This window comes from Candidatus Ponderosibacter sp. Uisw_141_02 (assembly GCF_048087665.1).
GTDB lineage: Bacteria > Pseudomonadota > Alphaproteobacteria > Puniceispirillales > Puniceispirillaceae > UBA3439.
In genome coordinates this window covers 2032736-2057993 of the sequence record NZ_CP159807.1, presented here as the reverse complement: position 1 = coordinate 2057993, position 25258 = coordinate 2032736, and the positions used below count along the sequence as shown (strand labels likewise).

Here is a 25258-nt window from a genome sequence, read left to right as displayed (position 1 = left end):
GCCACGCTGTGACAATCATCCAAGTAACCGGCAAATGGCCTGCCAGAATGCTTGCGAAGACCGTGATTGATCATGCAAGATTATGCCGCTACGACAAAGAATTGTTTTCAATTTTTTATAAAAAAGGATCAGGTTATCATTTAGCCGCCATGCCTGAACCCGATCAGGAAACATCAAAGGATAAGCCACGATGAGCGATGTAATCATTGTCGAGAAAATGGATCAATGGATCAAAATTACCTTGAACCGGCCAGAACGATTGAATGCGTTGAATGTCGAAATGCATCTTGCGTTTCGCGCCGCCCTAGAGGCGGTTGGTGATGCGCGCGCGGTTTTGATTACCGGTGCAGGACGCGGCTTTTGCGCTGGCCAGGATCTTGGCGAACGCAATCCTGATAATGGTCATTGGCCGCCTGATCTTGGCCAGACTTTAAATGATTATTTTAACCCGCTGGTGCGGCTTATCACCAATTTGTCGATGCCGGTTATCTGTGCGGTAAACGGCGTTGCGGCGGGCGCTGGTGCCAATCTGGCCTTGGCATGTGATGTGGTTTTGGCGGCTGATACAGCGCGGTTTATTCAGGCATTTTCCAAAATTGGGCTTGTGCCTGATGCTGGTGGAAGCTGGATTTTGCCGCGGCGTCTTGGCATGGCGCGGGCGATGGGTTTGGCCTTGACCGGCGCGCCGCTGATGGCTTCCCAGGCGGCCGAATGGGGGCTGATCTGGAAAAGCTATGATGCCGCTAATCTGATGCCCGAAGCCCATGCGCTTGCCGCCGAATTTGCCGCTGGCCCGACCATGGCCTATGCCGGCACCAAAAGCTTGATGAAGCGTGCCGCCAATCATGATTTTGACGCGCATCTGGATGATGAGGCGGCAATGCAACAGGCGTGTGGCCGATCAGATGATTATGCCGAAGGGGTGCGGGCGTTTTTAGCCAAACGTCCAGCAGAATTTACCGGTAAATAAGCCATTATGGTGAATAACCAATGATGGGAAATAACCCTTGATCAGGCGGCTTCGATAATCATCGCAACGCCCTGTCCAACCCCAACGCACATAGTACAAAGCGCATAACGTCCGCCACGGCGGCGCAATTCATAGGCTGCGGTGAGAACCAGCCGCGCCCCCGACATGCCAAGCGGATGACCAATTGCAATGGCACCGCCATTCGGGTTGACATGGGCAGCATCATCGGCAACACCAAGCTCGCGAAGACAGGCGAGCCCCTGTGCGGCAAAGGCTTCGTTGATTTCGATCACATCCATATCATCAATGCGAAGTCCGGCCATCTCAAGCGCCTTTTGGGTTGCTGGCACGGGGCCAATGCCCATCACCCGTGGTGGCACACCGGCTGCGGCGATGGCCACAATCCGCGCCATTGGTGTCAATCCATGCGTGGCAAGACCATTTGCCGATGCCAGCAACAGCGCCGCCGCCCCATCATTGACGCCCGACGCATTGCCAGCGGTCACGGTCATGCCGTCACCATTAACCCCCTTGAGGGCGGCAAGCTGTTCGGGTTTGGTGCTTGGGCGGGGATGTTCGTCAGTATCAACCTTCACCGGATCACCACGGCGTTGCGGAATCATTACAGGGGTGATTTCATCGACAAATTTCACGGCGGCATGCGCGGCCGCCCAGCGTTGCTGTGACCGAAGCGCAAAAGCATCTTGGTCGGCGCGGCTGATATCATAATCATGCGCCACATGATCGGCTGTTTTAGGCATTGAATCAACGCCATAAGCCGCCTTCATTGCCGGATTAACAAATCGCCAGCCAATTGTGGTGTCATAGATTTCGGCCTTGCGGCCAAACGCCGTTTCCGATTTTGGCAGAATAAAGGGCGCACGGCTCATGCTCTCCACCCCGCCAGCAATTGCCAGATGGTAATCACCGGCACGAATGCCGCGTGCCACATTGGCAACAGCATCCATGCCCGATGCACAAAGCCGGTTAATGGTGCTGGCCGGCACGGTGACAGGTAATCCGGCCAAAAGCGATGCCATACGGGCGACATTGCGATTGTCTTCACCAGCCTGATTGGCCGCGCCAAACACCACCTCGTCAATTGCGCCTTGGTCAAGGTCTGGATGGCGTGCAACAAGTGCCTTGATCACATGCGCTGCCAGATCATCTGGCCGTACCGATGATAACGCCCCGCCAAAGCGGCCAATGGGGGTTCTAACGGCATCACAGATAAAAGCGTCCATGTCAAAAATCCAATCTGGCATTCCGGCCGTTTCAGGGGTTAAACCCCGAGATAGCGTTCGGTCAATCCTTTGGTTGCAAGCAATGTTCTGGAATCACCGTTCCAAACAACCCGCCCCTTTTCCAGAATATAATGGTGATCGGCCAATCTGGCTATGGCTTTGACATTCTTGTCGATGATCAGGATTGATTGGCCCTCGGCCTTTAACGTGGCAAGACAATCCCAAATCTGCGTTCGGATGATGGGAGCCAGCCCTTCGGTGGCTTCATCGAGGATCAGTAATTTTGGATTGGTCATCAAAGCGCGGCCAATGGCCAGCATTTGCTGCTCGCCACCAGAAAGATGATTGCCTGCATGATCACGGCGTTCGGCAAGTCGCGGAAATAATTCGAAAACCCGCTCATAATGCCAATGCGAGCCGCCATCATCACGCGGTGGCCGGTAAAATGTTTTCAAATTTTCAGTGACATCGAGATTGGAAAAAATCTGCCGTCCTTCGGGAACAAGCCCGAGTCCCAAGCGGGCGATCTGAAATGGCAATTTGTTGGGCTGGTCATTGCCAAATCGCGAAATCCGCCCGGCGGTCAGGGGTAATTGCCCCATGATCGTGCGGATGGTTGTGGTTTTGCCCATGCCATTTCGTCCCATTAGCGAGACAACACGGCCTGCCGGAACCGACAGTGAGACGCCGAATAGTACCTGTCCTGCGCCATAGCCTGATTCAATGTCCTGAAGATGCAGCATCGATTAATCCTCATCTCCAAGATAGGCGGATTTCACCGCTTGATTTTGGCTGATTTCGGCAACAGTTCCAGCCGCAATGACGCTGCCTTCAACCAATACGGTTAACCGATCTGCAAGACGAAAAACCGCATCCATATCATGTTCGATCAGCAAAATAGCGACCCTACCGCGAAGTGCTTCGATAATTTCGGTCATGCGCTGGCCTTCATCTGGGCCAGCCCCCGCCATGGGTTCGTCAAGCAGTAACAAGCTTGGCGATGCGGCAAGTGCAAGCGCCAATTCCAGCATGCGCCGGTCGCCATGCGCCAAATCATCAACTGGCAGATGCGCACGATCTAATAGGCCAACCCGATCAAGAATGGCACTAGCACCCTTGATGAGATCTGGATCGGAAAAGGCAGGCCGCAAAAATCGAAAGTTTTGGCCAAGCCGCGCCGCTTCGGCAATTATGCCATTTTCCAGAACGGTAAAATCCATCAACACATTACTGATTTGGAACGACCGGCCAATGCCAGCCCGGATCCGTTCAGGCACTGACATGCGGGTTAGATCAAGACCATTTAAAAACACCTGACCCGAGTCGGGTTTTAACGCGCCGTAAATTTGTTGGATTAAAGTTGTTTTTCCAGCGCCATTCGGCCCGATCAGCGCATGAATTTCACCTGGCATCACGGTCAATGAAAGATTGTTGGTTGCGGTTAAGGCACCAAAGGATTTGTTCAGGCCGCGAAGCTCTAAAACCGGATCTGCCATTACTTCACCGCCATTTTACGCTTGCTAATACGGCCAAACCCAGCCTTGTCCAAAAGACCAATCAAGCCGCCACGTCCAAACAACACCACCATGATTAAAAGCGGGCCAAACAGGATCATCCAATTTTCCGCATAGGCTGGGGCTACCGCGCCAAGCGCAAGAGGTAAAAATTCTTCAAGAAGAAGAAAAACAATGGCGCCAAGAAGCGGGCCTGCCAAAGTGCCAAGCCCACCAAGAATGATGATAATCATTATTTCACCCGATCGTGTCCAATGCATGATGTCGGGTGACACATATTCCTGCCAGCTGGCAAATAGCGTTCCCGCCAGCCCGCAAATCACCGCCGAAATAACATAGCTGGTGATTTTGAAATGAAGCGGCACAAGCCCCATCGCCTCGACCCGTGATTCATTGCTTTTGATGGCGCGCAAGGTGACGCCAAAACGTGATCGAACAATGAACATCAGACCAAGCGCAACAAGCACCAAGGCAACCCAGATGAGAAAATACAGACGTAACGGTTCATAAAGATCGATCACCAAAAAATCGGCGCGGTCAATGCTCATACCGTCATCACCGCCAAATTGCTCAAGCGACACAAATAGGAAAAACAGCATTTGGGCAAAGGCAAGGGTGATCATGATAAAATAAATGCCGGTTGTGCGAAGCGCAAGATAGCCAATCACCAGCCCAAGCGCGCCGCAAACACCAATGCTAATAAACATATGAAATAAGCCATTTGTCATGCCGAAAAACTGGCTTATGCCAACACAATAGGCGCCAATGCCGATAAAGGCTGCATGGCCAAAAGATACCATCCCGCCATAGCCAAGAACAAGATTAAGCCCCATCGCCGCCATGCCAAGAAGCATGATCCGCATCGCCACGTCATTCCAAAATGGCAAATCGGCGAAATGTGTGAAAATCGGGAAAAGCGCAAATCCGGCAATCAGCATCCATAGCAACGCATTGTCACGAATACCGGCACGAACTAAATTGGTAAAATGAAATAAGCCTGTCATGCGATTATCCTTTTGCCGGAAATAGGCCGGTTGGCCGGAAAATCAGCACCACTGCCATCAAGATATAGACAAGCATTGAGGCCAGCGCAGGCCCTGCGCCATCGGCCGTTGCCTGTTCGAAAAACAGCCGCAAAATCGACGGCAGAAAAACCCGCCCAAGCGTATCGACAAGCCCAACGATGATTGCGGCGATAAAGGCACCACGAACCGACCCGATACCGCCAATGATAATCACCACCAAAGACAATATCAGCAAAGGCTCGCCCATGCCCGGCTGAACCGAGGTTAGTGGCCCAAGCATCATGCCAGCAACACCGGCAAGACACGCCCCTGTTGCAAAAATCAGCCGGAATAAAATCTTGATATTGATGCCAAGCGCGGCGGTCATTTCAGGGTTGTTGGCACCAGCACGAACCATTGCGCCAATGCGCGTTTTGGAAACGAATAGATGGATCGCTAAAGCGCAAATAAGGCCAACGGCAATCACTCCAAGCCGGTAGGCAGGATAAGGCGTTTCCGGCAGAATCTCGACAAAGCCTGATAGGGCTGGCGGCAGGTCGGAATAAAGCGCGGCGGGCCCAAAACCAACGCGAATGGCTTCATTGAAAAACAGAATAAGGCCAAAGGTTGCCAATACCTGTTCCATATGGTCACGTCGGTAAAGATGGCGAATGATCAGCAGTTCAAGAAGATAGCCGCTGGCAAATGTGATTGGAATTGCCAGCCCCAGCCCGATGAAGAAATTGCCGGTGGCTTGGGTGATGGCGGCGGCGGCATAGGCGCCGATCATGACCTGTGCGCCATGCGCCAGAAACACGAAATCCATGATGCCAAGAATTAGGGTCAGACCAGCCGCAACCAGAAACAGGGTCACGCCAGCTTGCAGGCCGTTAAAGGTCTGTTCAAGGATAAGGGTAAGAGTCATAAACCGTAACCAGTCGCATCATCTGCGCTTTATAGCAGGCAATTTCCGGCCAGCCAGCGGCAAGATTAGCCGCTGGCTGGATATTAAAGATTAGAATTTGCAGTTCACTGCATAGGCATCGCCATGATCTTTAAACACCGTGTTGACAATCTTTGTTGTCACAACACCGTCGGCATCTTTGACCACTTCACGAAGATAGACATTTTGAATCGGGAAATGATTTGTGTTCATTTTCAAAACACCACGGGTTGTCGGGATATTGCCCGCGGCGAGCACGGCGCGCATCTTGGCGGTTTCCTTGCTGCCCGATTTGGCGATTGCATGGTCAATGGCCAGAATCGTGTCATAGGCTTGGGCGGCATAAAATGATGGATAAACACCATATTTTGCTTTGTAATCGGCAACGAATTTCTTGTTAATCGCATTATCAAGATCGGGCGACCATGTCTGAGTACCAAGAATGCCAAGCGCCGAATCTTTCAACGCAGGTAATGACACGCCATCAACACTGAAAACGGTATAAAGCTTGCTGACTTTATCCATGCCGGCCTGTTTCCATTGTTTGACAAAATTGATGCCCATACCGCCCGGCTGGAAAATCATTGTTGTTTCCGGCTTGGCCGCGCGCAAGGCCGATAGTTCGGCTTGGAAATCTGACTGGCCAAGCTTGGTATAGACTTCACCAGCGATATCGCCTTTGTAATAGCGTTTCATGCCAGCAAGCATATCTTTGCCAGCTTGATAATTTGGCGCCATCAGATAGACTGATTTGATACCAGCATCCTGCATATATTTACCCATGCCAGCCGGCGTTTGGTCATTCTGCCACGACATCGAAAAGAAATTTTCGTGGCATTGATCACCGGCAATTGGGGATGGGCCAGCATTCGAGCTGATCAGCAATGTACCGCTTCGGGTGACTGGTTTATGGATTGCCATCAACAGGTTTGACCAGATCACGCCAGCCATAATATCGACCCGGTCGCTTTTCAGCAGACGATTGGCAAGCTGTTTGGCAACATCAGGCTTGCGCTGGTCATCAGCATAGATGATTTCGGCATCCATACCGCCAAGCTTGCCGCTTTTATGTTGCATCGCTAGCTCGACGCCATTTTGCATCTGCTTGCCGATGATGCCAGCGCCGCCAGACAGCGTGGTCATAAAGCCAACCTTTACCGTTTCGGCCATTGCCGGTGCCACTGTCATTGCCGCGGTTACAGCACAAATCGTAATAAGCTTTTTCATTCTGATCTCCCTCGAAATGCAATCTGGCCCATCGCTAGATTGATTCACGTCTTGTCTCAATATGTTTTGGCATGACTTTGATGTGATCATTGCTAAACTACATCATCATTGCCAATTCCGCGCCGTGACGCAATGCGCTTTTGGCGTTTGGCGAAACTTATTATTTGCGCCCGCCTGATATAAGAGGCCGTTTCAAATGACCATTGAAAATGACAGATGCCGTAATGGCAGTTTCATTGAAAACAGCATCGGCAAGCATCAGCCGGAAAAGACTCGCGTTATCAGCATCCACATGCCAATGGCACCGATCAGATAAGATGCCGGAATGGCGATCAATCGCCTATACCAAAGCGCATTGCCGGCCGCCACGCCAAACAGCAAAAAGGCGGGAACAAGAACGGCAAGCTGGCCAAGTTCAACCCCGATATTAAAGCTAATCAGGCTGATCATAAATTGATCATCGGCAAGGCCAATATCGCCAAGAACGCTGGCAAAACCGAGGCCGTGAAGAAGGCCAAACGCGAAAACCACCACAAGCCGCCCAGCAAGAAGCCGTTCGCTTCGCAGATTTTCAAAAGCCACATAAATGATTGAGGCGGCAATCAACGGTTCGACAAGATTCGGTGAAACAACAATATGGCCGGTGCTGGCAAGCATGAGCGTTGTCGTATGCGCCAGTGTGAATAAAGTCACCTGACCCAGAAGCGGCCGCCATCGTGCCGCATAGAAAAACAGCCCCAATACAAACAAAATATGATCAAGACCCTTTGGCACGATATGGACAAACCCGATTTTGGCATAATCCAGCATGATCGTTAAAACCGGCTGTGCGGTGACGCCTTGTCTTTTGATTGGCGCGCTGATCGCACCCGGTTCAACATAGGCGGTATAGAGATTTTCCGGCTTTTCGGTTTGGCTTTGTTGGCGAATGACCAATGGCCCAAGGGCGGCGTTCCAGCCAAAGCGAATGTTGGCTTCATTCGGCGCAAGCGGTGCGGAAATCTGTATTTTGCTGCTTCGGGGCAGAGTAACCGCCGGATTATCTTCGACCTGAATGGAATCAAGCTGGAAAGATAGCGGCCGGTCATCGGCAAGGCCGGTCAGGGCTTTTTCAAAATCGAGCCATTGATTGGTGAATTTTTGCGCCAGTTGATTGGCGGCAAGGGCGCGAAGCGCGTCATAATCTTTGCCTTGCGGCGCGTCATCGGTATCGCTTACAAGGCTGGCATCCAGACCGGCAAGAAATAATTCGGCATTCAGGTCAATCGTGATGGAAAGCCGGCCTGGCAAAGTCTTTTCATCGGCCGATGGCGACGCGCTGGTCATCGACAGATCAGCAACGGCTGGCCGGATTTCATGGGCAATTGCCGACATGGACATCGCCGACATGGAAATCACCGACATGGTCAAGGGGCTAATCACAAACAAGCAAACCGCAAGAACCAACCGGTATGTTAGGGCTTTACAATTTTTCACCAATGGTCTGAAGTCTGTGTGAGGCATAGCGTGCTTAACTTTACGGTGTTTTTGAGGGTGTCATGATTTTATCTGCTGCTGGGGCGGTCTTGATTGCGGCGGTGAAACGGGTCGTCAGAATAATCGGATATCTGCCAAAAGGGGTGGCGGTTTTTTGGCTGGTTTTTATCTCCCCTTTACCATCACAGGCGCATGAGTTTTGGATTGAACCATCGTCATTTCAGCCCGATCCAAATCAAAGCTTAACCGCAGATCTTTTAATTGGCACTGATTTTTTGGGCGCATCGGCAATTTATGTTCCCGACCAGATTGAAACATTCGCCTTGCTGGGAACTGGTGCCAAATCGCAATCTGAACGATATGAAATTACTGGCCGCTATGGTGATCGTCCGGCTGGGAAAATGCCGTCTGGATCGCCTGGGCTTCGTATCATTGTTCATCAGACAACCCCTATTCGCCTGACTTATAGTGATGCCAAAAAATTTGATGAATTTGCGCGCGAAAAAGGTTTTGATGATGCTCTTAACCAGCATCAAGGTCGTGGCTTACCACTTGATAAAATTACTGAACGTTATCAGCGCTATGCCAAAAGCCTGATTGCCGTTGGCGGGCCTGAAAAAATGGGCGCTGGACAGGATCGGCATCTTGGTTTGGCAATCGAGCTTGTTGCCGAGGCCAACCCCTATCAATGGCCGCCGCTTCAATCCATGCCGGTGCGCGTCTATGCCGATGGAGCGCCGCTTGCCAATGCGCAAATCACCGTTTTTACGCGGCATAATCCGCGCCATGTGGAAAAGGCAAAATACCAAACCGACAAGGACGGACGAAGTAACTTTTTACTATTGGCCGGACGGGACTATCTTGTCGATAGTGTGATTTTGCGGCCAATGGATGGGGCGATTGAATCGGGTGATGTCATGTGGGAATCGATTTGGGCATCATTGACCTTTCAGGTGCCAGCAAATCCAAAAATGTGACTAAACCCGAAAATGCACATAAACCAATAAAAGTGAGACAGAATCCATGACCCAGACCCATCCGATGATTGGCCGCAATCTGCGTATCGACTCAGACCGTTTATGGCAAAGCCTTACGGATATGGCAAAAATTGGCCCCGGTGTGGCTGGCGGCAATAACCGGCAGGCGCTAACCGATGATGATTCGACCGCGCGTCATTTGTTTCAATCATGGTGCGAGGCCGAAGGCTTGTCGCTTAATACTGATAAAATGGGCAATATGTTTGCCCGCCGCGAAGGCAGTGATGCCAGCTTGCCACCGGTGATGGTTGGCAGCCATCTTGATACTCAGCCAACAGGCGGAAAATATGATGGGCCGCTTGGCGTTCTGGCCGCGTTGGAAATTATTCGCAGCCTCAATGAAGCCGGACTTACAACGCGCCATCCGATTGAAATTGTCAATTGGACGAATGAAGAAGGCTGCCGTTTTGCCCCGCCAATGATGGCGTCGGGCGTGTTTGCTGGCGTGCATGATCTGGATTGGGCCTATGACCGCACCGATGCGGTGGGTGCGCGGTTTGGTGACGAGTTGGAACGGATTGGCTGGGTTGGTGATGCGGCGGTTGGCGGCCGGCCGGTTGCTGCCTTTTTCGAACTTCATATCGAACAAGGCCCCATTTTAGAGGATTCAAAAACCGATATCGGTGTTGTGACGCATGGTCAGGGATTAAACTGGATTCGCGTTACCCTAACCGGCAAAGAAGCCCATACCGGATCAACGCCAATGCCATCGCGGGTCAATGCAGGGCTTGGCATGGCAAAGATTACGGTGTTGGCGCATCAGATTGCATTGGCACATGCCCCCCATGCGGTTGGTGCAGTTGGCCATTGTGAAATTTTCCCCAACTCAACCAATATCATTCCTGGAAAGGCGATTTTTACGATTGATTTTCGCAGCCCTGATCCGGCGATCATCGCGGCGATGCATAATGAATTACGGACGGGTGCAAGCGCGATTGCCAAAACGCTTGGGCTTGGCATTGATTTTGAATTGGCGGGCGCGTTTGATCCGGTGGCGTTTGATCCGGCCTGTATTGACCGTGTTCGCGCAGCGGCAGACCGGCTTGGCTATTCGCATATGGATCTTGTTTCAGGTGCTGGACATGATGCTTTCTGGATTAGTCGGGTGGCCCCAACGGCAATGATCATGTGTCCTTGTGTTGATGGATTATCGCATAATGAAGCTGAAGAAATCAGTCAGGACTGGGCAGCAGCAAGTGCCAATGTTCTGTTTCATGCTGTTGTTGAAACCGCCGGTTTGGTCAGTGACGATTAGGCCAGTAACATCGCATGGGAATGAAAATGACAGATCAACAGGATAAAAATTCGGGCGTTGGCATCGTCGGAATCATCGGTCTTGGCAATGCGGGAAGCGCGATTGCGTCCGCCTTTGCCGCATCTGGTGAGGTTCACGGATATGATCAAAATGCCAGCCGGCGCGATGATGCGGCAGGAAAGGGCATTATCACACATGACCATCTTGGCGGGGTTGCATCACCGGCCGATGTGATCATTTTGTCATTGCCGCATCCCGACATTTCAATTGCGGTGACAACACAAATCATTGCACAGCCAATCCGGCCAAAGTTGCTGATTGAGACCAGTACGGTTACGCCGCAAACTGCGATTGATTGCGCTGCCTTGGCGGCCGCAAAAAATGTTGGGTTTGTTGATGCGGCCATTGCTGGCGGTGTGGCCAGCATGGCGGCCGGACAAATGACTTTTTTCATCGGCGGCGATGATGTGGCCAAAGCCATGGCAAGGCCGGTTCTGGAACCGGTGGCGGCGGGCATTTATGATCTTGGTAATCTTGGTGCGGGCATGGGTATTAAAGTTGTGAATAATGCGGTGATGCATGCGCTTATGGTAGTGCTGATTGAAGCTTTTGCCATGTCAAAAAAGCTTGGCGTTCCAAGCGACACGCTGATTTCGATCCTGAACCGCGAAGAAGGCATGCTTCGCCCGCTGGTTCACCGTGTTCAAGAGCGAATGAAATATGCCGATTTTGAGGGCGGTATGTCGGTCGCAAATGCGCGCAAGGATTCCTGTCTTGCATTGGCAACAGCCCAGCAGATGGGGGTGCCGCTTTTTGCCATTTCGGCATCACATACGCCTTATGAAATTGCCGAGGCCAATGGGCTTGGCGATGCTGATTATGCGGCTTTGTCACGCTTGTGGGAAGAATGGGCGCATGTCATTTTCAAAGAAGCTGACAAGCCCTAATATCAAATGGCTATGGTCAAATGACTATAGCCAGTCAGGCTGCATCGCCAATATTGGTGCATCACCATCGGCAATGGTGCGGGCAAGCGCAAACAGCTTTGGCAGATGATGCGTTATATAGATTTGCATTGTGGTGATTTTGACCGCCATGAAATCATCATTGCCAGTTGTGCCGGTTTCGCCATTGGCGATGGCATTTGATGCCGATGCGCCAGATCGTGCCATCAGCCAGCCACCGGTCAAGGTGCCAAGAAGCATTAGATAATTGCTTGCGGCTGCGGCTGGTCGGCGCGGTGAATTGGCACTGCCAATGATGCCGGCGGTGGCCGTGCGGGCGGTTTTATTGGCTTCGATAACTGATTTTGCCGCCGCCGAAATAGCGGCATCCGGATGAGTTTCCAATGCTGCCATATCTTGGTCAATTTCATCAAAAAGGCTGTTGACCGCCGCGCCATTGTCACGAATGGTTTTGCGGAAAACCAGATCATTGGCCTGAATTGCGGTTGTGCCTTCATAGATTGGCAGAATGCGGGCATCGCGATAATGCTGGGCGGCGCCGGTTTCTTCGATAAAGCCCATGCCACCATGAATCTGCAATGCATCCGAAGTGATTTGCTGGGCGCGTTCGGTCATCCAACCCTTGATCACGGGAATAAGCAAACCAACGCGGGCTTCAAGATCGGGCTTTTCAGCATCACTGGCATGACGCGCCTTATCCATCGCTGCCGCGCCAATCATCATCAGGGCGCGCATCGCTTCGATTTCGGCTTTCATTGTGCCAAGAAGCCGCAAAACATCGGGGTGATGAACAATGGCATCGCCTTTTTTACCGTCAAGCGGCACGCCTTGAACGCGATCACGAGCATAGCTTCTGGCTTGCTGATAGGCGCGTTCAGAAATGGCAAGCCCTTGCAGGCCAACCGCAAGGCGGGCGTGATTCATCATGCCAAACATGATGTCGATCCCCTGATTTTCCTGACCGACAAGATAGCCAATAGCACCATCGGTTTCACCATATTGCATAACCGCGGTTGGCGACCCCTTGATGCCCAGTTTTTTCTCAATCGACAAACAGCGAAGATCATTCGGCTTGGTGAAATTACCATCATCATCAGCAAGGAATTTTGGCACGATAAAGACCGAAATACCCTTGATGCCATGGGGTGCATCTGGCGTTCGTGCCAGCACCAGATGAATGATATTTTCGGCCATATCATGTTCGCCATAGGTGATATAGATTTTCTGGCCAGAAATCAGATAATGATCCCCATTGGGAACCGCGCGGCTTTTGATGCCAGCAAGGTCGGTGCCGGCTTGTGGCTCAGTCAAATTCATCGTTCCGGTCCAGCGGCCTTCGACCATTGGCGGGATAAAGATATTTTGCAATTCAGGACTTGCCGATTTTTGCAGGGCATAGATTTGCCCTTGCGTCAAAAGATGGCAAAGCGCAAAGGCCATGTTGGCCGATTGCCATAATTCATTCACCGCGGTGGTCAGCGTCATTGGCAAATTTTGCCCGCCAAAATCTTCGCCAGCTTCCATGGCTGTCCATCCGCCTTGCCCCATCGCAGCATAGGCATCACTAAAGCCATCAGGCGTGATGACTTGGCCATTATCTTGCCGTTTCGCCCCAGTCAAATCTCCGCTATGATTTAATGGCGCGATCACATCGCCGGCCAGCTTTCCAGCTTCTTCGAGAACCGCATCAGCAAGCTCTTGATTGACGTCATCATTGCCAATCAGCGCCATCAGCGCGTCAAAACCAATGACCCGGTCAAGGACGAACTGATAATCTTCGAGGGGCGCTTTATACATGGTTTGGGCTCCGTAGAATCTGGCTCAAAGTGAATGGTGACAGGCTTGGCAGAGACGCGTCAAGGTTTGGCATCGATGATAACGCTGATCCCCTGACCGCCGCCAATACACATTGTGGCCATGCCGTAACGTCCATTGATACGGTGCAATTCATGAACCAGCTTTGTCATGATGATTGCGCCGGTGGCACCAACCGGATGGCCAAGCGCGATCGCCCCGCCATTTGGATTGACGCGATCTGGATCAAGGCCAAGCTGGCGCGATACGGCACAGGCCTGCGCGGCAAAGGCTTCGTTGCTTTCAACAAGATCAAGGTCATCAATGGTCAAACCAGCGCGTTCAAGCGCCATTTTGCTTGCCGGTACTGGCCCCATGCCCATGATGCGGGGCGGTACGCCGCCAAACCCATAGGCAACAATACGCGCCATTGGGCTGGCTTTGTGCGTTTTTACCGCAGCATCATTGGCCAGAACCAACGATGCTGTACCATCATTGATTCCCGATGAATTACCAGCGGTGACAAGCCCGTCCTTGGCAAAGGCTGGGCGCAATCCGGCAAGGCTTTGGCTGGTCGTATCGGCGCGGATATATTCGTCTTTGTCAAAAGCCACAATCTTGCGGCGTTGGGTCAGCTCGATGGTGGTGATCTGGCTGGTAAAATATCCGGCCGCATCGGCATGCGCTGCGCGGCTTTGTGATTGGGCGGCAAAAGCGTCCATATCTTCACGGCTGATCTGATAGTCAGCGGCAATATTTTCAGCGGTTATGCCCATATGCCCAATCCCAAACGGATCATGCAGCGCACCAGTCATCATATCGACAACCACAGCATCACCCATCCGCGCGCCCCAGCGTTGCGCTGGCAGGATATAGGCACCACGGCTCATCACCTCGACACCGCCAGCAAGCGCGGCATCGCAATCGCCAAGCTGGATAAGCTGGGTTGCGCTCACAATCGCCTGAAGGCCACTTCCGCATAAGCGATTGACCTGAAAGGCAGGGGCTGTTTCGGCAAGGCCAGCGCCAATCGAAATACAGCGCGGCGAATACATATCGCGCGGCTCGGTATGGATGACATGACCATAAATCGCATGCTGAATAGCATCAGCGGGCACCCCAGATTTGGCAATCGCATCTTTGGCAACCGGAATGGCAAGATCAATCGGCGGCGTGTCTTTTAGGCTGCCACCATAACTGCCAATCGCCGATCTTTGCGCTGCCAAAATGAAAATATTTGTCATGGTGATCTCCCAATCCGGTCATTTAATCCGTCTTTATGATTTCGCCCAATTCAAGGGGCCGCCGCGAAACCCCGGAAACCCAATGCCAAAAATCATGCCTGCATCGGCGCTGTCAACCGAATCAACGACACCGTCATCAACCGCTTGCTGGCATTCATCAATCATCGGTGCCAGCATGGATTTGACAATGCCTGCCATGATGGTGGCATCTTGTGGCTGGCGAGGGCGAATGGCGCGATTGCCGTCCCAATCATAAAAGCCGCTTCCCGATTTTCGGCCAATTGTGCCTGCATCGCATTTTTCGGTAAGCAATGTTTTGGCGGCGGGGGCGATGCCAAGAACAACACCAACATCAAGACAAACATCAAGCCCGATCTGATCGGCAAGTTCGATTGGCCCCATTGGCATGCCGAAATCGACCAATGCTTCATCAATCAGATCGGCGTTTTCGCCAGTGGCAACCGCCTCAATTGCTTTGAAGATATAAGGAAGCAAGGCGCGATTGACCAAAAAGCCCGACGCCGATTTGCACCGGATTGGCATTTTGCCAATGCGTCCGGCAAACTGCATGCCGCGATTGACCTTATTCTGGTCGGAAAATTCGGACCAGATCACCTCGACAAGCGGCAAAACCGGCACCGGATTAAAGAAATGCAAACCAATCAAACGTTCAGGCGCTTTCAAGGCGGTGGCGATATCTTCCAATGGGATGGCAGATGTGTTGGTTGCCAGAATGGCATCGGGTTTGCTGGCCGCTTCCAAGGCTTGAAACACGGCCTGTTTGACTGCCAGCTTTTCAGCAACCGCTTCGATGATTAGATCGGCATCACCTGCGCCATTGCCATCTTTGTCAGCCCGAAGCCTGCTTTTTGCAGCGGCAATCTTATCGTCGGTTTTCAGCCGCCGTTCGAACAGTTTTGCGGCGCGGGCAATCGCACCATCAATTGCCGCTTCATTCATATCGGTCAAAGTGACATCAAGTCCGGCCATTGCGCCAACAGCGGCAATATCGCCGCCCATGACGCCAGCGCCAACAACATGCAAACGCTGGATACCACTATCGCCGCGTGCCGATTTACGAACAGCATCGGTAAGATAGAAAACACGGCGTAAATTCTTTGAAGCATCCCCAACCATCAATTCGGGGAAAATGCCCATTTCACCAGCCGACATGGCAGCCGAATCATGCCCAAAGGCAGCAACATGATCAACGATCGCGAAAGGTGCTGGCGTATGATCGGCACGGGCGCGTTTCAAATAGCTGTCGCGGGCTGCTGAAATGGCGCTGGCATCGGCCGTGGCTTCGCGCTGGCTTCGCGCCGGTTTTACGCCATTACAGGACAGCATCCATGCGCGCATCGCCACCGCCAGATCGTCAGCGCTATCGACCATTTCATCGGCAAGGCCACTTTCGATGGCATCTTTGCTGCCAACCGGCCGGCCGGTTAACATCATATCAAGAACGGCCTTGGTACCAATTCGGCCATAGGCACGGCCAGTGCCGCCATAGCCTGGCATAATGCCAAGATTGATCTCAGGAAAACCAAGTTTTGTTTTTGGTGAGGCGGTGACAAACAGCCGGTCAAACGCCAGCGAAATTTCCAGCCCGCCACCAACAGCAATGCCGTCAATGCCAACACAGCTTGGCACAGCAAGTGCCTCAATTCGGTTAAAAAGCCCATGCACCAATTCCATATGATTGGCTACATCTGCCGCTTTTTTCAAGGTTTCAAATTCATGGATGTCAGCGCCGTAAACAAACCCGCCGGGCTTGCCCGATAGCAGGGCCAGACCGGCCAGATTATCGGCGGCTTCCAACTCGTCGATCAGGATTGCCAGCTCGTCCATCACCGCATGGGTCAGGACATTAACAGATTTTCCATCGGCCTGAATCTGCAACCACGCGATGTGATCATCATCAATGTTTATCGACCAATGCGAAAGATCGTTTCGGCTATCTGAATTAAGCATGATTTCATCCACTTCTAACGTGACGCTGGTTTAATGTATAACCTTACAATTGCAAACGCCAGTGGTTGCCTGCAAAAAAGATCAAGGCGTATTGCGCTGTTGGTCATGCAGGCAAGCCGATTATGTTGATGGTTGCAATATGCTGTTGGTTGGGCTTCTAATTAGACTGTTCGGCTGATGGCAGTGATAAGAATATAAAACCCAAATAATTCAGCGCGAGATTGATTGAGGCAAAAGTGTGCAGTGTGATCTGCAAGGGAGTTAAGATGGAATGTTGCGGCCCGGGTTATGCTAGTCCCGAAGAGGCGATTAGAGCCCCAAGAGAATTGTTGCTTTACACGATTGCGATCTATACTGGCACGGGTATCCAAAAACCCGATTATCTTGCGACGGTTGATGTCGATCCAAATAGCCCGACTTTCAGCAAGGTTATTCACCGGCTTGATATGCCGAATATTGGCGACGAGCTGCATCATATGGGCTGGAATGCCTGTTCATCCTGTCATGATGATGCGGGCATGGCGCGTAAATATCTTCTGCTTCCTGGCGTGCGTTCAAATAATATCTATGTTGTTGATACCGCGACCGATCCCCTTGCGCCGCGCATCCACACCGTTATTGATGGCGCTGAAATCAAATCCAAGGCTGATCTATCTGGCCCGCATACGGTGCATTGTCTTGGGAGCGAAATCATCATTTCTTTTCTTGGCAATGCCAAGGGCGAGGCACCGGGCGGCTATCTTCATCTCAACAAGGATTTTGAAATTGTTGGTAGGTGGGAAAATTCAATGGGTGATATCAAATTTGGCTATGATTTTTGGTACCAGCCTCGCCATAATGTGATGGTTAGTTCGGAATGGGCAGCTCCCAATACCTTTATGCCCGGGTTTGATTTGGAAGAAGTTGGATATCTCAAATATGGGCGTGAGTTGCATTTTTGGGATTTTGAGAAGCGGGAACCGGTTGAGAGTTTCTATCTTGGCGAGGATGGGTTGATTCCTCTTGAGGTAAAGTTTCATCATAATCCTGACAGTTCGCACGGATTTTGCGGCGCAGCGCTCAGCTCGAATGTCATTCATTGGTGGAAAAATGATGATGGAAAATGGCAGTGGGAAAAAATTATCGATGTTGGAAATGAACCGCATCCGGATTGGCCTATCCCGATCCCGGGGGTTATGTCAGCAATTTTGATTTCGATGGATGATAAATATCTCTACCTAAATAACTGGCTGCATGGCGATATGCGGCAATATGATATCTCCGACCCCCATAATCCAAAATTGACTGGCCAGATTTGGATGGGTGGCTTGCTGGGAAAAGCCCCCATTGTGAATGGTGTCACGATGGCTGGTGGGCCGCAGATGTTCCAATTGTCGCTTGATGGAAAACGCCTTTATGTCACCACATCGCTGTTCAGCACATGGGACAATCAATTTTATCCTGAAATTAGGGAAAAGGGCGGCGTCATGGTGATGATTGACTGTGATCCTGAAAATGGTGGCATGTCCATTAATCCTGATTTTATTGTCGATTTTGGCAATGAACCAAACGGGCCAAGCCGGTGCCATGAAGCGCGTTATCCAGGTGGTGATTGTACAAGCGATATTTGGCTATGAAGACGATCACCATTGCCAATCGTGACAATGCAGCCTTTGCCGTTTCCGGCCGCAAACCGCTGCTTGACGAGCTAAGAGATCAGGGCGTTGATTTGCCTTATGGCTGTAAATATGGCGGCTGCATTACCTGTGCAGCCAAACTATTGGACGGTGATATTGATCAGCGCGCTCAAGTCGCGCTTAACAACCGGCAAATTAATGACGGCTATATTGTGTTGTGCGTAGCGCGGGCAAAAAGTGATTGCGTGATTGAGGTGGGTGTTGAAAGCCATGATAAACTTTATCGCAATCCATTTCTTGACCCATTGGCATCACACGAACTAAAAGCAGATATTGCGACCCCGACGGAAAAAGTTAAATGAATCATAACGAGCCCTATAGCGACGCCTATATTCAGGACATTCTGTCCTCGGTAAAAACAATTGCCATGGTCGGTGCCAGCCCTGACAAAACCAAATTCAGCTATGGTGTGTTGCGCGTTTTGCATGAAACTGGTTACGACATGATTCCCATTAACCCGCGGCCGGGCCTTGAAACAATACGGGGGCTGAAGGTTTACCCAAACCTTGCCGCGGTCGATCGGCCAGTGGATATGGTCGAAGTGTTTCGCAAGCCAGAAGATTTATATGATATTGCCAAGCAGGCCATCGATATTGGGGCAAAAGTGCTATGGGGACAAATCGGGGTTATTGATCATGATGCGGCGCGGCTTGCTGAAGAGGCTGGCCTTAAGGTCGTGATGGATCGCTGTCCAAAAATTGAATTGTTTCGCCCATTCTGGAAACCAAAGCTGCATCTTGGCATTTAGTAAAGCTGAATGATAAGCGCACCGGTTTTGGGTGAAGCGTGCCAGTCCCGCGCAGCAATCAGACAACAAGCCGCAATCAGACAACAAGTTTTAACCAGGCGACAGGATTCAATCAGGCAACAAGTGCCAATTTGGCATCAGGAACAATTCCAAGTGCCAAACAGACATCGCGCGTCAGATAAGGCCGGTTCAATGTGTAGAAATGAAACTGGTCAATGCCGTGATCCATCAGATCAGAACAAATATCGGTTGCGACAACAACCGACAGAATATCTTCAACCTCATTACGTTTGGCCATATTAAATTCGGCGTCAAGGCTTGCCGGAATGCTGGCCCCGCAGCGCATTGCAAAGCGTTTGACATTGTCCCAATTTTCAATTGGCAGAATGCCTGGGATGATTGGCACATGAATCCCCGCCTTGGCACAGCGATCACGAAATCGTAAAAAGACCTCACTAGCGAAAAAGAACTGGGTGATTGCCGAGGTGGCGCCAGCGTCAATTTTGCGCTTTAGCCAGTCAATATCGGCATTGGCATTGCTGGCTTCGGGGTGGGGTTCGGGATAAGCTCCAACATGAATGGTTTTGATATTGGTAGCGGCAAGGCCGGCAACAAGATCAACGGAATCGGCAAATCCTTGGGGATGCGGGCAGAAACCTGCGCTTCCCTTTGGCGCATCACCGCGAAGCGCGACAATCTGTTTGACCCCCGCATCAACATAGCTTTTTGCAATGGCTAATGTTTCAGCCTTGCTGGCATTGACGCAGGTCAGATGCGCGGCAACATCCAAGCCATAGCTTTTGCCAATGGCTTCGGTCATTTCTTTGGTAAGCTGGCGCGTTGTGCCACCCGCCCCATAGGTGACCGACACAAATTCGGGGTTAAGCGGTGCCAGAACATTCAATGACTCCCATAAATCAAAACTCGCCTGAAGCGATTTTGGCGGGAAAAATTCAAATGAAATTTTGGGGGGCTTGTGACCCATTGTTACATCCTCGAAACTGGCAAATGATCTGGACTTGTTCATTGACATCATTTGTGCCAGAAATATATTTGTGAAACAAATTCATAATAATCATAAACTTTATGAGAGATATTCATGAACATCGAGCTTCGTCATTTGCGAACCATCATGGCCATTCATGCCGCCGGATCGGTAGCGCAAGCGGCTGAACAGCTGCATATTACGCAATCAGCGCTATCGCATCAGATCAAGGCCATCCGCGACCAGCTTGGGGTCGATCTATTTGTCAAAAACACCAAACCGATGCGGCTATCGGCCGAAGGCTTGCGGTTTTTGCGCGCTGCCGAGCGTATTTTGCCCGAAATAGATTTGTTGAAAGCTGAATTTGATAATTTGCAAAATGGAAAGGCCGGCCGGTTGCATATCGCGATTGAATGTCATGCCTGTTTTGAATGGCTGTTTCCGGTTCTCAACCTGTTTCGTCAAGATTTTCCCGATGTTGATATTGATATTCGCCCGGGCTTGGCGTTTCGCGCGTTAAAAGCATTGGCCGATGAAGAGGTTGATGTTGTCATTTCGTCAGACCCTGAAGATATTCCCGGGGTCGAATTTCACCAGCTATTCCCCTATGCGCCAACATTCCTTGCGGCGAAAACCAACCGGCTTGCCGAAAAAGACTATGTTGACGCTGCTGATTTTGCCGATCAGACGCTGATCACCTATCCGGTTGAACGTACGCGGCTCGATATTTTCAGCCAGCTTTTGATTCCGGCCAAGATTGAACCGAAATTGATCCGGCAGGTTGAACTGACCGCGGTGATGCTAATGCTGGTGGGGGCAAATAGGGGGGTGGCGGTGCTTCCTGATTGGGTTATTCACTCGGCCGATATTGATGGCGGGCTTGTCACAAAGCCGGTCACCAAAAATGGCCTCACGCGCCAGCTTTATGCGGCGGTGCGGCGCGATGATCAAACAAAACCATTTATGAAGCGGTTTATCGCACTTGGAAAACAGGGCCAAGCGCATGCCAAAAAGCAGCCGCTTAGCCCCTGATATTTTGGTTTAAATGACCTGCCCCAAAATAAGTGGGTTAGGCAATTGGTCGGTTAGACAATTGGCGGCTTGGCGCATACCTGATCATAGGCATAGCGGGTTTTCAGCATGCCATCATATTCAAAGATATCCAGCATCGCCTCATAGCCAGCATCGGTAATATCAATATGGCGTGTCCAGACCCCCATTTTTTGATAGGTGCCAATGCAATCGGCAAGAACGGCCTCATCAATATTCGGGAATAATGGCTTTTCCGCGCGGGCAATTTCGGCCGCAGGCGTGTCATTCATATAATTGCGGGTTTTGATATAGGCACGGGTAAAGGCCTTGGCCTCATCGGTTTTCAGCCATTCTGGTTTGGCTGCAAGGCTGGAGAATCCGCAAGGGCCAATTGTCGGCCCAAGCGCGGTGACAACATGACCAACACCATCAGCCTCTAGCTGTTGTGGGGCTGGGCCTTGCTGGTGAATATATTGACCGGTTCCGGCGCGATATGCCTTGTCCATTTCGCTGCCATTGCCAGCATCGATAATCTTGATCTTATTGATATCAACCCCGCCTTTATAGCAGGCATATTTAAACATCGTCATTGGCTGGCCACCATGGTGAACCAAGACTTCAGCGCCTTCGAGCTTGTCCCAGCTAAATGCCGGATCGGCATCGCGGCCGGTCAGGAAAAACCCGTCCATCTCATTGATCTGTGCAAAATGAACACAAGCTGGCACACCGCCCTTATTCAAGGTGTTAAAGCCTTGGCTAAGGGTCGATTGCACAACATCGGCGGTACCGTTATCAAGCGCGGTAATAGCGGTTACGCCCGGTGCAGAGACTGTATATTCGAAATCCAGCCCTTCTTCTTTCAGAAAACCGCCAGTCATGGTTGAGATCAGCGGCGAATAAAAGGCCGAAAAAAGGGTAAATTCAATATTGATTTTACTCATGGAAAAATGCTCCGATGGTGGGTCAAACAGGATGGTGGCTTAAAGCGGCGCCAAAAATGGCGGTGGCGAATGGCCGTTTATTATTGGAAAGCCATGTTAGCCTCAAGCGCATGTCATAACCAAATGGAAAATCAAAGTGACCCAAAACAGCGTTCGTATTTTTGAGATGAGTCCGCGTGACGGGCTGCAAAATGAACCGCTTTCCATTCCCACTGCCGCCAAAGTCACCTTGATTAATCTTTTGTCGAAATGCGGTTTTGCCGATATCGAAGCGACTAGTTTTGTCAGCCCAAAATGGGTGCCGCAACTGGCGGATGGTGCGGCTGTAATGGTGGCTATCGACCGGCCGCCATCCGTGTCCTATGCTGCGCTTGTGCCAAATATGACTGGCTTTGATCACGCGCTTGCTGCAGGGGTTGATTCGATTGGCATCTTTGCCGCCGCATCGCAAAGCTTTAGCCAGAAAAACATCAATTGCTCAATTGCCGAAAGTCTGGATCGGTTTCAGCCGGTCATGGCGGCCGCGGCGGCGCACAAAATACCGGTTCGCGGCTATATCAGCATGGTTGTTCACTGTCCTGATGATGGCGATACTGACCCGCAGATTGTGGCTGATCTTGCTTCTAGAATGATGGATATGGGCTGCTATCAAATCTCGCTTGGTGATACGGTTGGTATGGCAAAACCGCCAGCGATCCAAAAGCTTCTTGATCAATGCGTTCATGCGGTTGGTGGCGCTTATCTTGCTGGCCATTATCATGATACGGGTGGGCAGGCGCTTGCCAATATTGCGGCTAGCCTGCCCTATGGGATTCGTTGTTTTGATGCGTCGGTTGGCGGGCTTGGTGGCTGCCCATATGCGCCCGGGGCTGCCGGAAATGTGGCAAGCGAGGCAGTGGCCGAAATGCTTTCCAAAGCAGGTTTTGCCACAGGCCTTGACCATGATGCCTTGGCGGTTGCGGCAAAATTCGCCAGTAGCCTTCGCCAGCCACCCGCTAATCGGCCAAGCACTAAAAGGCCAAGCAACAATCAGCCATCCAGCAAAAGGCAAACGCCTTAATCGGTTTTAGTGATCTATGAGGATATGACCATCATGCCCGATCTGCCCATTATTCAAACCCGTGATGCTAACGGCATTGATCATCTTTTTTTGAATCAGCCTGACCGTCATAATGCGTTATCGCCAGACATGATTGCCGCGCTTTACGCGGCCTTTATCAAACTTGGCGATGATCCGTCCTGCCGATTGGTATGTTTTCGGGCAACAAATGCCGCGGCAACCAGCTTTTGCGCTGGTGGTGATCTTGTCTGGATGCGCCAGCAGATTGACGCACCGCGATCACAGCGCATAGCTGAGGCGGCAAAATTGGCGCATTTGCTGAAGGTGATGGATCGGTTCCCGCGGCCACTGCTTGGCTGTGTTGATGGCAATGCGTTTGGTGGCGGCATTGGCATTATGGCAGTTTGTGATGAGGTGCTGGCATCGGATGATTTGCGTTTTTGCCTGACCGAAACACGCCTTGGATTAATCCCCGCCACAATCAGCCCTTATGTTGTTGCGCGCATTGGGGCACCAGCGGCACGGCAATTATTTATGTCGGCGCGGAGGTTTGATTCGGCAACGGCCAACCGAATTGGGCTGATCACAAAGCTGGTACCAGCCGCTGATTTCACCGCTGAAATTGACACCATGATCGCGCCCTATCTTGATGCGAGTCCCGCCGCGATGCAGGCGGCAAAAACCCTGGTCCGCAAGCTGCAACCCGCCATTGATGATGCCGTGATTGATATGACAATTACGGCGCTTGCCGATTGCTGGGATCACCCCGATGCGCGCGAAGGGGTTGATCCGTTTTTTGCGCGCCGCACGCCATCATGGAAATCAGATAGCATTGGTTGATTGATCAGGACGGGGCATCGGCGTGAAATTATGTGTCGCGAAAAAAATGTTGGGTTTTTGCAAAAAACCTTTCACTGTAATGGTTCTGTTTGTCTTCTGCCTTGCCCCGCCTGCTGTGCCATGCTCGCTGCCACGAAAAATCATCATTTAGGAGTTTCATAGCGATGGATTTTTCCTATTCGCCAACACAGCAATCAATCATTGATGCGATTGACGCGATCATGGCCAATTTTGATGATGATTATTGGTTGGCGGCTGATCGTGATGGGCGGTTTCCTGAAGAATTTTATGCGGCGATTGCGGCTGGTGGCTGGCTTGGGATTGCCATGCCCGAGGCCTATGGCGGGGCGGCTCTTGGCATTGCCGAGGCAGCCTTGATGATGCAGAAAATTGCCGAAACTGGCGGCGGCATGGCGGCCGCATCAGCCGTTCATATCAATATCTTTGGGCCGCATCCGATTGTTGTTTATGGCACTGAGGAACAGCGTTCGGCATGGCTGCCGCCATTGATCAAGGGCGAGGTGAAATGCTGTTTTGGGGTTACTGAACCGGATGCGGGGCTTGATACTGGCAATATCCGCACCCGCGCTGATAAGATTGATAGTGGCTATCTTGTATCAGGACAGAAAATCTGGACATCAACGGCGCAGGTGGCAAGCAAAATTCTGCTTTTGGCGCGAACCAGCCAGCCAGGCCAATCGGGACGCCGAACCGATGGGTTGACGTTGTTTTACACCGATCTTGACCGATCCCACATCGAGGTGCGCGAAATTGCCAAAATGGGGCGCGCCGCGGTTGATAGTAACCAGATTTTCATTGATGGGCTGATCGTGCCTGACGCGCATCGTATCGGTGAGGAGGGAAAGGGGTTTTCCTATCTTCTTGATAGCCTGAATCCCGAACGGATCTTGATTGCTGCCGAGGCGCTTGGCATTGGCAAAACCGCGCTTCGCCGCGCTGTTGAATATGCTGGTCAACGCATCGTGTTTGACCGGCCGATTGGCCAGAATCAATCAATCCAACACCCGCTTGCCGAAAATTGGGTCGAACTGGAAGCGGCAGGTTTGCTTATCGCCAAGGCAGCGCATCTTTATGATAGCGGCGTGCCGGCGGGCGGCATGGCCAATGCGGCGAAATATTTTGCTGCCGAAGCCGGATTCAAGGCGGCAACACAGGCGGTGATGACGCTTGGTGGCATGGGCTATGCCAAGGAGTATCACGTTGAACGTTTGCTTCGTGAATCGCTGATCCCGCGGCTTGCGCCAGTTAGTGCGCAGATGGTGCTAAATTATATTGCCGAGCGGGTGCTTGGTTTGCCAAAATCCTATTAAC

General features: G+C 51.5%; 24 protein-coding genes. 12 read left to right on the top strand and 12 right to left on the bottom strand.

Features of this window, described 5'->3' with window-relative positions:
- Positions 1 to 8 precede the first annotated feature (8 nt).
- Together ABXT40_RS10155 and paaG are read left to right on the top strand one after the other, a co-directional pair.
- Positions 9 to 194, top strand: a complete 186-nt coding sequence (locus ABXT40_RS10155; protein ID WP_443645489.1) for a hypothetical protein — start codon at positions 9 to 11, stop codon at positions 192 to 194.
- Entirely contained in the window at positions 191 to 970 is a 780-nt protein-coding gene (gene paaG / locus ABXT40_RS10150; protein WP_443645488.1) for a 2-(1,2-epoxy-1,2-dihydrophenyl)acetyl-CoA isomerase PaaG, read from the top strand. Before ABXT40_RS10155 ends, paaG begins: the two co-directional genes overlap by 4 nt.
- Positions 971 to 1011: 41 nt before the next feature.
- Here paaG and pcaF read toward each other — a convergent pair whose 3' ends face one another.
- The 7 genes from pcaF to ABXT40_RS10115 all read right to left on the bottom strand — a co-directional run bounded on the left by pcaF (position 1012) and on the right by ABXT40_RS10115 (position 8291).
- Positions 1012 to 2214 carry a 3-oxoadipyl-CoA thiolase gene (gene pcaF / locus ABXT40_RS10145; protein WP_443645487.1) on the bottom strand — a complete coding sequence of 401 codons (1203 nt, stop codon included), beginning with the start codon at positions 2212 to 2214 and terminating at the stop codon, positions 1012 to 1014.
- 38 nt (positions 2215 to 2252) lie between these two features.
- Positions 2253 to 2957, bottom strand: coding sequence for an ABC transporter ATP-binding protein (locus tag ABXT40_RS10140; protein ID WP_443645486.1), 705 nt, complete (start codon positions 2955 to 2957; stop codon positions 2253 to 2255).
- A gap of 3 nt (positions 2958 to 2960) precedes the next feature.
- Positions 2961 to 3710: an ABC transporter ATP-binding protein gene (locus tag ABXT40_RS10135; RefSeq protein ID WP_443645485.1), complete on the bottom strand. Its 750-nt coding sequence runs from the start codon at positions 3708 to 3710 to the stop codon at positions 2961 to 2963.
- On the bottom strand, positions 3710 to 4732 hold the full coding sequence (locus tag ABXT40_RS10130; protein WP_443645484.1) for a branched-chain amino acid ABC transporter permease: 1023 nt from the start codon (positions 4730 to 4732) through the stop codon (positions 3710 to 3712). The genes ABXT40_RS10135 and ABXT40_RS10130 overlap by 1 nt, the downstream gene beginning before the upstream one ends.
- Before the next feature lie 4 nt (positions 4733 to 4736).
- On the bottom strand, positions 4737 to 5657 hold the full coding sequence (locus ABXT40_RS10125; RefSeq protein WP_443645483.1) for a branched-chain amino acid ABC transporter permease: 921 nt from the start codon (positions 5655 to 5657) through the stop codon (positions 4737 to 4739).
- A 90-nt stretch (positions 5658 to 5747) separates the two neighbouring features.
- Positions 5748 to 6902: an ABC transporter substrate-binding protein gene (locus tag ABXT40_RS10120; protein ID WP_443645482.1), complete on the bottom strand. Its 1155-nt coding sequence runs from the start codon at positions 6900 to 6902 to the stop codon at positions 5748 to 5750.
- Positions 6903 to 7160: 258 nt separating this feature from the next.
- On the bottom strand, positions 7161 to 8291 hold the full coding sequence (locus tag ABXT40_RS10115; RefSeq protein WP_443645481.1) for a HupE/UreJ family protein: 1131 nt from the start codon (positions 8289 to 8291) through the stop codon (positions 7161 to 7163).
- Positions 8292 to 8440: 149 nt separating this feature from the next.
- Here ABXT40_RS10115 and ABXT40_RS10110 point away from each other — a divergent pair, with 149 nt between their 5' ends.
- The 3 genes from ABXT40_RS10110 to ABXT40_RS10100 are packed head-to-tail and all read left to right on the top strand — an operon-like array spanning position 8441 to position 11617.
- The gene (locus ABXT40_RS10110) at positions 8441 to 9355 is read left to right on the top strand and encodes a DUF4198 domain-containing protein (RefSeq protein ID WP_443645480.1); all 915 of its coding nucleotides are present in this window, start codon (positions 8441 to 8443) and stop codon (positions 9353 to 9355) included.
- A 46-nt stretch (positions 9356 to 9401) separates the two neighbouring features.
- Positions 9402 to 10670 (top strand): Zn-dependent hydrolase, encoded by a 1269-nt coding sequence (locus ABXT40_RS10105; protein ID WP_443645479.1) that lies wholly within the window; start codon positions 9402 to 9404, stop codon positions 10668 to 10670.
- Between the two features lie 26 nt (positions 10671 to 10696).
- Positions 10697 to 11617, top strand: coding sequence for an NAD(P)-dependent oxidoreductase (locus ABXT40_RS10100; RefSeq protein WP_443645478.1), 921 nt, complete (start codon positions 10697 to 10699; stop codon positions 11615 to 11617).
- Positions 11618 to 11641: 24 nt separating this feature from the next.
- On the opposite strand, the gene ABXT40_RS10095 is transcribed toward ABXT40_RS10100, so the two are convergent.
- The 3 genes from ABXT40_RS10095 to ABXT40_RS10085 are packed head-to-tail and all read right to left on the bottom strand — an operon-like array spanning position 11642 to position 16644.
- Positions 11642 to 13432, bottom strand: a complete 1791-nt coding sequence (locus ABXT40_RS10095) for an acyl-CoA dehydrogenase (protein WP_443645477.1) — start codon at positions 13430 to 13432, stop codon at positions 11642 to 11644.
- A 59-nt stretch (positions 13433 to 13491) separates the two neighbouring features.
- Positions 13492 to 14673 (bottom strand): beta-ketothiolase BktB, encoded by a 1182-nt coding sequence (gene bktB, locus ABXT40_RS10090; protein WP_443645476.1) that lies wholly within the window; start codon positions 14671 to 14673, stop codon positions 13492 to 13494.
- A 33-nt stretch (positions 14674 to 14706) separates the two neighbouring features.
- Positions 14707 to 16644, bottom strand: coding sequence for a 3-hydroxyacyl-CoA dehydrogenase NAD-binding domain-containing protein (locus ABXT40_RS10085; RefSeq protein WP_443645475.1), 1938 nt, complete (start codon positions 16642 to 16644; stop codon positions 14707 to 14709).
- Positions 16645 to 16910: 266 nt separating this feature from the next.
- On the opposite strand from ABXT40_RS10085, the gene ABXT40_RS10080 reads away from it, so the two are divergent.
- The 3 genes from ABXT40_RS10080 to ABXT40_RS10070 are packed head-to-tail and all read left to right on the top strand — an operon-like array spanning position 16911 to position 19068.
- Positions 16911 to 18260 carry a selenium-binding family protein gene (locus tag ABXT40_RS10080; protein ID WP_443645474.1) on the top strand — a complete coding sequence of 450 codons (1350 nt, stop codon included), beginning with the start codon at positions 16911 to 16913 and terminating at the stop codon, positions 18258 to 18260.
- Positions 18257 to 18622, top strand: coding sequence for a 2Fe-2S iron-sulfur cluster-binding protein (locus ABXT40_RS10075; RefSeq protein ID WP_443645473.1), 366 nt, complete (start codon positions 18257 to 18259; stop codon positions 18620 to 18622). The genes ABXT40_RS10080 and ABXT40_RS10075 overlap by 4 nt, the downstream gene beginning before the upstream one ends.
- Positions 18619 to 19068: a CoA-binding protein gene (locus tag ABXT40_RS10070; protein WP_443645472.1), complete on the top strand. Its 450-nt coding sequence runs from the start codon at positions 18619 to 18621 to the stop codon at positions 19066 to 19068. The genes ABXT40_RS10075 and ABXT40_RS10070 overlap by 4 nt, the downstream gene beginning before the upstream one ends.
- Before the next feature lie 112 nt (positions 19069 to 19180).
- Here the strand turns inward: ABXT40_RS10070 and metF are convergent, their stop codons facing one another.
- Complete coding sequence (gene metF / locus ABXT40_RS10065; protein WP_443645471.1) at positions 19181 to 20095, bottom strand: methylenetetrahydrofolate reductase [NAD(P)H]; 915 nt, start codon at positions 20093 to 20095, stop codon at positions 19181 to 19183.
- 72 nt (positions 20096 to 20167) lie between these two features.
- Here metF and ABXT40_RS10060 point away from each other — a divergent pair, with 72 nt between their 5' ends.
- Positions 20168 to 21085, top strand: coding sequence for a LysR family transcriptional regulator (locus tag ABXT40_RS10060; RefSeq protein ID WP_443645470.1), 918 nt, complete (start codon positions 20168 to 20170; stop codon positions 21083 to 21085).
- Positions 21086 to 21138: 53 nt separating this feature from the next.
- On the opposite strand, the gene ABXT40_RS10055 is transcribed toward ABXT40_RS10060, so the two are convergent.
- A complete protein-coding gene (locus tag ABXT40_RS10055; protein ID WP_443645469.1) occupies positions 21139 to 22026 on the bottom strand; it encodes an ABC transporter substrate-binding protein in 888 nt (295 codons plus the stop codon).
- Positions 22027 to 22162: 136 nt separating this feature from the next.
- On the opposite strand from ABXT40_RS10055, the gene ABXT40_RS10050 reads away from it, so the two are divergent.
- The 3 genes from ABXT40_RS10050 to ABXT40_RS10040 all read left to right on the top strand — a co-directional run bounded on the left by ABXT40_RS10050 (position 22163) and on the right by ABXT40_RS10040 (position 25257).
- Complete coding sequence (locus tag ABXT40_RS10050; RefSeq protein WP_443645468.1) at positions 22163 to 23086, top strand: hydroxymethylglutaryl-CoA lyase; 924 nt, start codon at positions 22163 to 22165, stop codon at positions 23084 to 23086.
- A 33-nt stretch (positions 23087 to 23119) separates the two neighbouring features.
- Positions 23120 to 23926: an enoyl-CoA hydratase-related protein gene (locus tag ABXT40_RS10045; protein WP_443645467.1), complete on the top strand. Its 807-nt coding sequence runs from the start codon at positions 23120 to 23122 to the stop codon at positions 23924 to 23926.
- Between the two features lie 164 nt (positions 23927 to 24090).
- Complete coding sequence (locus ABXT40_RS10040; RefSeq protein ID WP_443645466.1) at positions 24091 to 25257, top strand: acyl-CoA dehydrogenase family protein; 1167 nt, start codon at positions 24091 to 24093, stop codon at positions 25255 to 25257.
- Position 25258: the final 1 nt, after the last annotated feature.

Excerpts from the sequence above, each read along its gene's own strand:
- paaG (WP_443645488.1), top strand. The coding sequence starts at position 191 with ATGAGCGATGTAATCATTGTCGAGAAAATGGATCAATGGATCAAAATT.
- pcaF (WP_443645487.1), bottom strand. The coding sequence starts at position 2,214 with ATGGACGCTTTTATCTGTGATGCCGTTAGAACCCCCATTGGCCGCTTT.
- ABXT40_RS10140 (WP_443645486.1), bottom strand. The coding sequence starts at position 2,957 with ATGCTGCATCTTCAGGACATTGAATCAGGCTATGGCGCAGGACAGGTA.
- ABXT40_RS10135 (WP_443645485.1), bottom strand. The coding sequence starts at position 3,710 with ATGGCAGATCCGGTTTTAGAGCTTCGCGGCCTGAACAAATCCTTTGGT.
- ABXT40_RS10130 (WP_443645484.1), bottom strand. The coding sequence starts at position 4,732 with ATGACAGGCTTATTTCATTTTACCAATTTAGTTCGTGCCGGTATTCGT.
- ABXT40_RS10125 (WP_443645483.1), bottom strand. The coding sequence starts at position 5,657 with ATGACTCTTACCCTTATCCTTGAACAGACCTTTAACGGCCTGCAAGCT.
- ABXT40_RS10120 (WP_443645482.1), bottom strand. The coding sequence starts at position 6,902 with ATGAAAAAGCTTATTACGATTTGTGCTGTAACCGCGGCAATGACAGTG.
- ABXT40_RS10115 (WP_443645481.1), bottom strand. The coding sequence starts at position 8,291 with ATGTCGGCGATGTCCATGTCGGCAATTGCCCATGAAATCCGGCCAGCC.
- ABXT40_RS10110 (WP_443645480.1), top strand. The coding sequence starts at position 8,441 with ATGATTTTATCTGCTGCTGGGGCGGTCTTGATTGCGGCGGTGAAACGG.
- ABXT40_RS10105 (WP_443645479.1), top strand. The coding sequence starts at position 9,402 with ATGACCCAGACCCATCCGATGATTGGCCGCAATCTGCGTATCGACTCA.
- ABXT40_RS10100 (WP_443645478.1), top strand. The coding sequence starts at position 10,697 with ATGACAGATCAACAGGATAAAAATTCGGGCGTTGGCATCGTCGGAATC.
- ABXT40_RS10095 (WP_443645477.1), bottom strand. The coding sequence starts at position 13,432 with ATGTATAAAGCGCCCCTCGAAGATTATCAGTTCGTCCTTGACCGGGTC.
- bktB (WP_443645476.1), bottom strand. The coding sequence starts at position 14,673 with ATGACAAATATTTTCATTTTGGCAGCGCAAAGATCGGCGATTGGCAGT.
- ABXT40_RS10085 (WP_443645475.1), bottom strand. The coding sequence starts at position 16,644 with ATGCTTAATTCAGATAGCCGAAACGATCTTTCGCATTGGTCGATAAAC.
- ABXT40_RS10080 (WP_443645474.1), top strand. The coding sequence starts at position 16,911 with ATGGAATGTTGCGGCCCGGGTTATGCTAGTCCCGAAGAGGCGATTAGA.
- ABXT40_RS10075 (WP_443645473.1), top strand. The coding sequence starts at position 18,257 with ATGAAGACGATCACCATTGCCAATCGTGACAATGCAGCCTTTGCCGTT.
- ABXT40_RS10070 (WP_443645472.1), top strand. The coding sequence starts at position 18,619 with ATGAATCATAACGAGCCCTATAGCGACGCCTATATTCAGGACATTCTG.
- metF (WP_443645471.1), bottom strand. The coding sequence starts at position 20,095 with ATGAACAAGTCCAGATCATTTGCCAGTTTCGAGGATGTAACAATGGGT.
- ABXT40_RS10060 (WP_443645470.1), top strand. The coding sequence starts at position 20,168 with ATGAACATCGAGCTTCGTCATTTGCGAACCATCATGGCCATTCATGCC.
- ABXT40_RS10055 (WP_443645469.1), bottom strand. The coding sequence starts at position 22,026 with ATGAGTAAAATCAATATTGAATTTACCCTTTTTTCGGCCTTTTATTCG.
- ABXT40_RS10045 (WP_443645467.1), top strand. The coding sequence starts at position 23,120 with ATGCCCGATCTGCCCATTATTCAAACCCGTGATGCTAACGGCATTGAT.
- ABXT40_RS10040 (WP_443645466.1), top strand. The coding sequence starts at position 24,091 with ATGGATTTTTCCTATTCGCCAACACAGCAATCAATCATTGATGCGATT.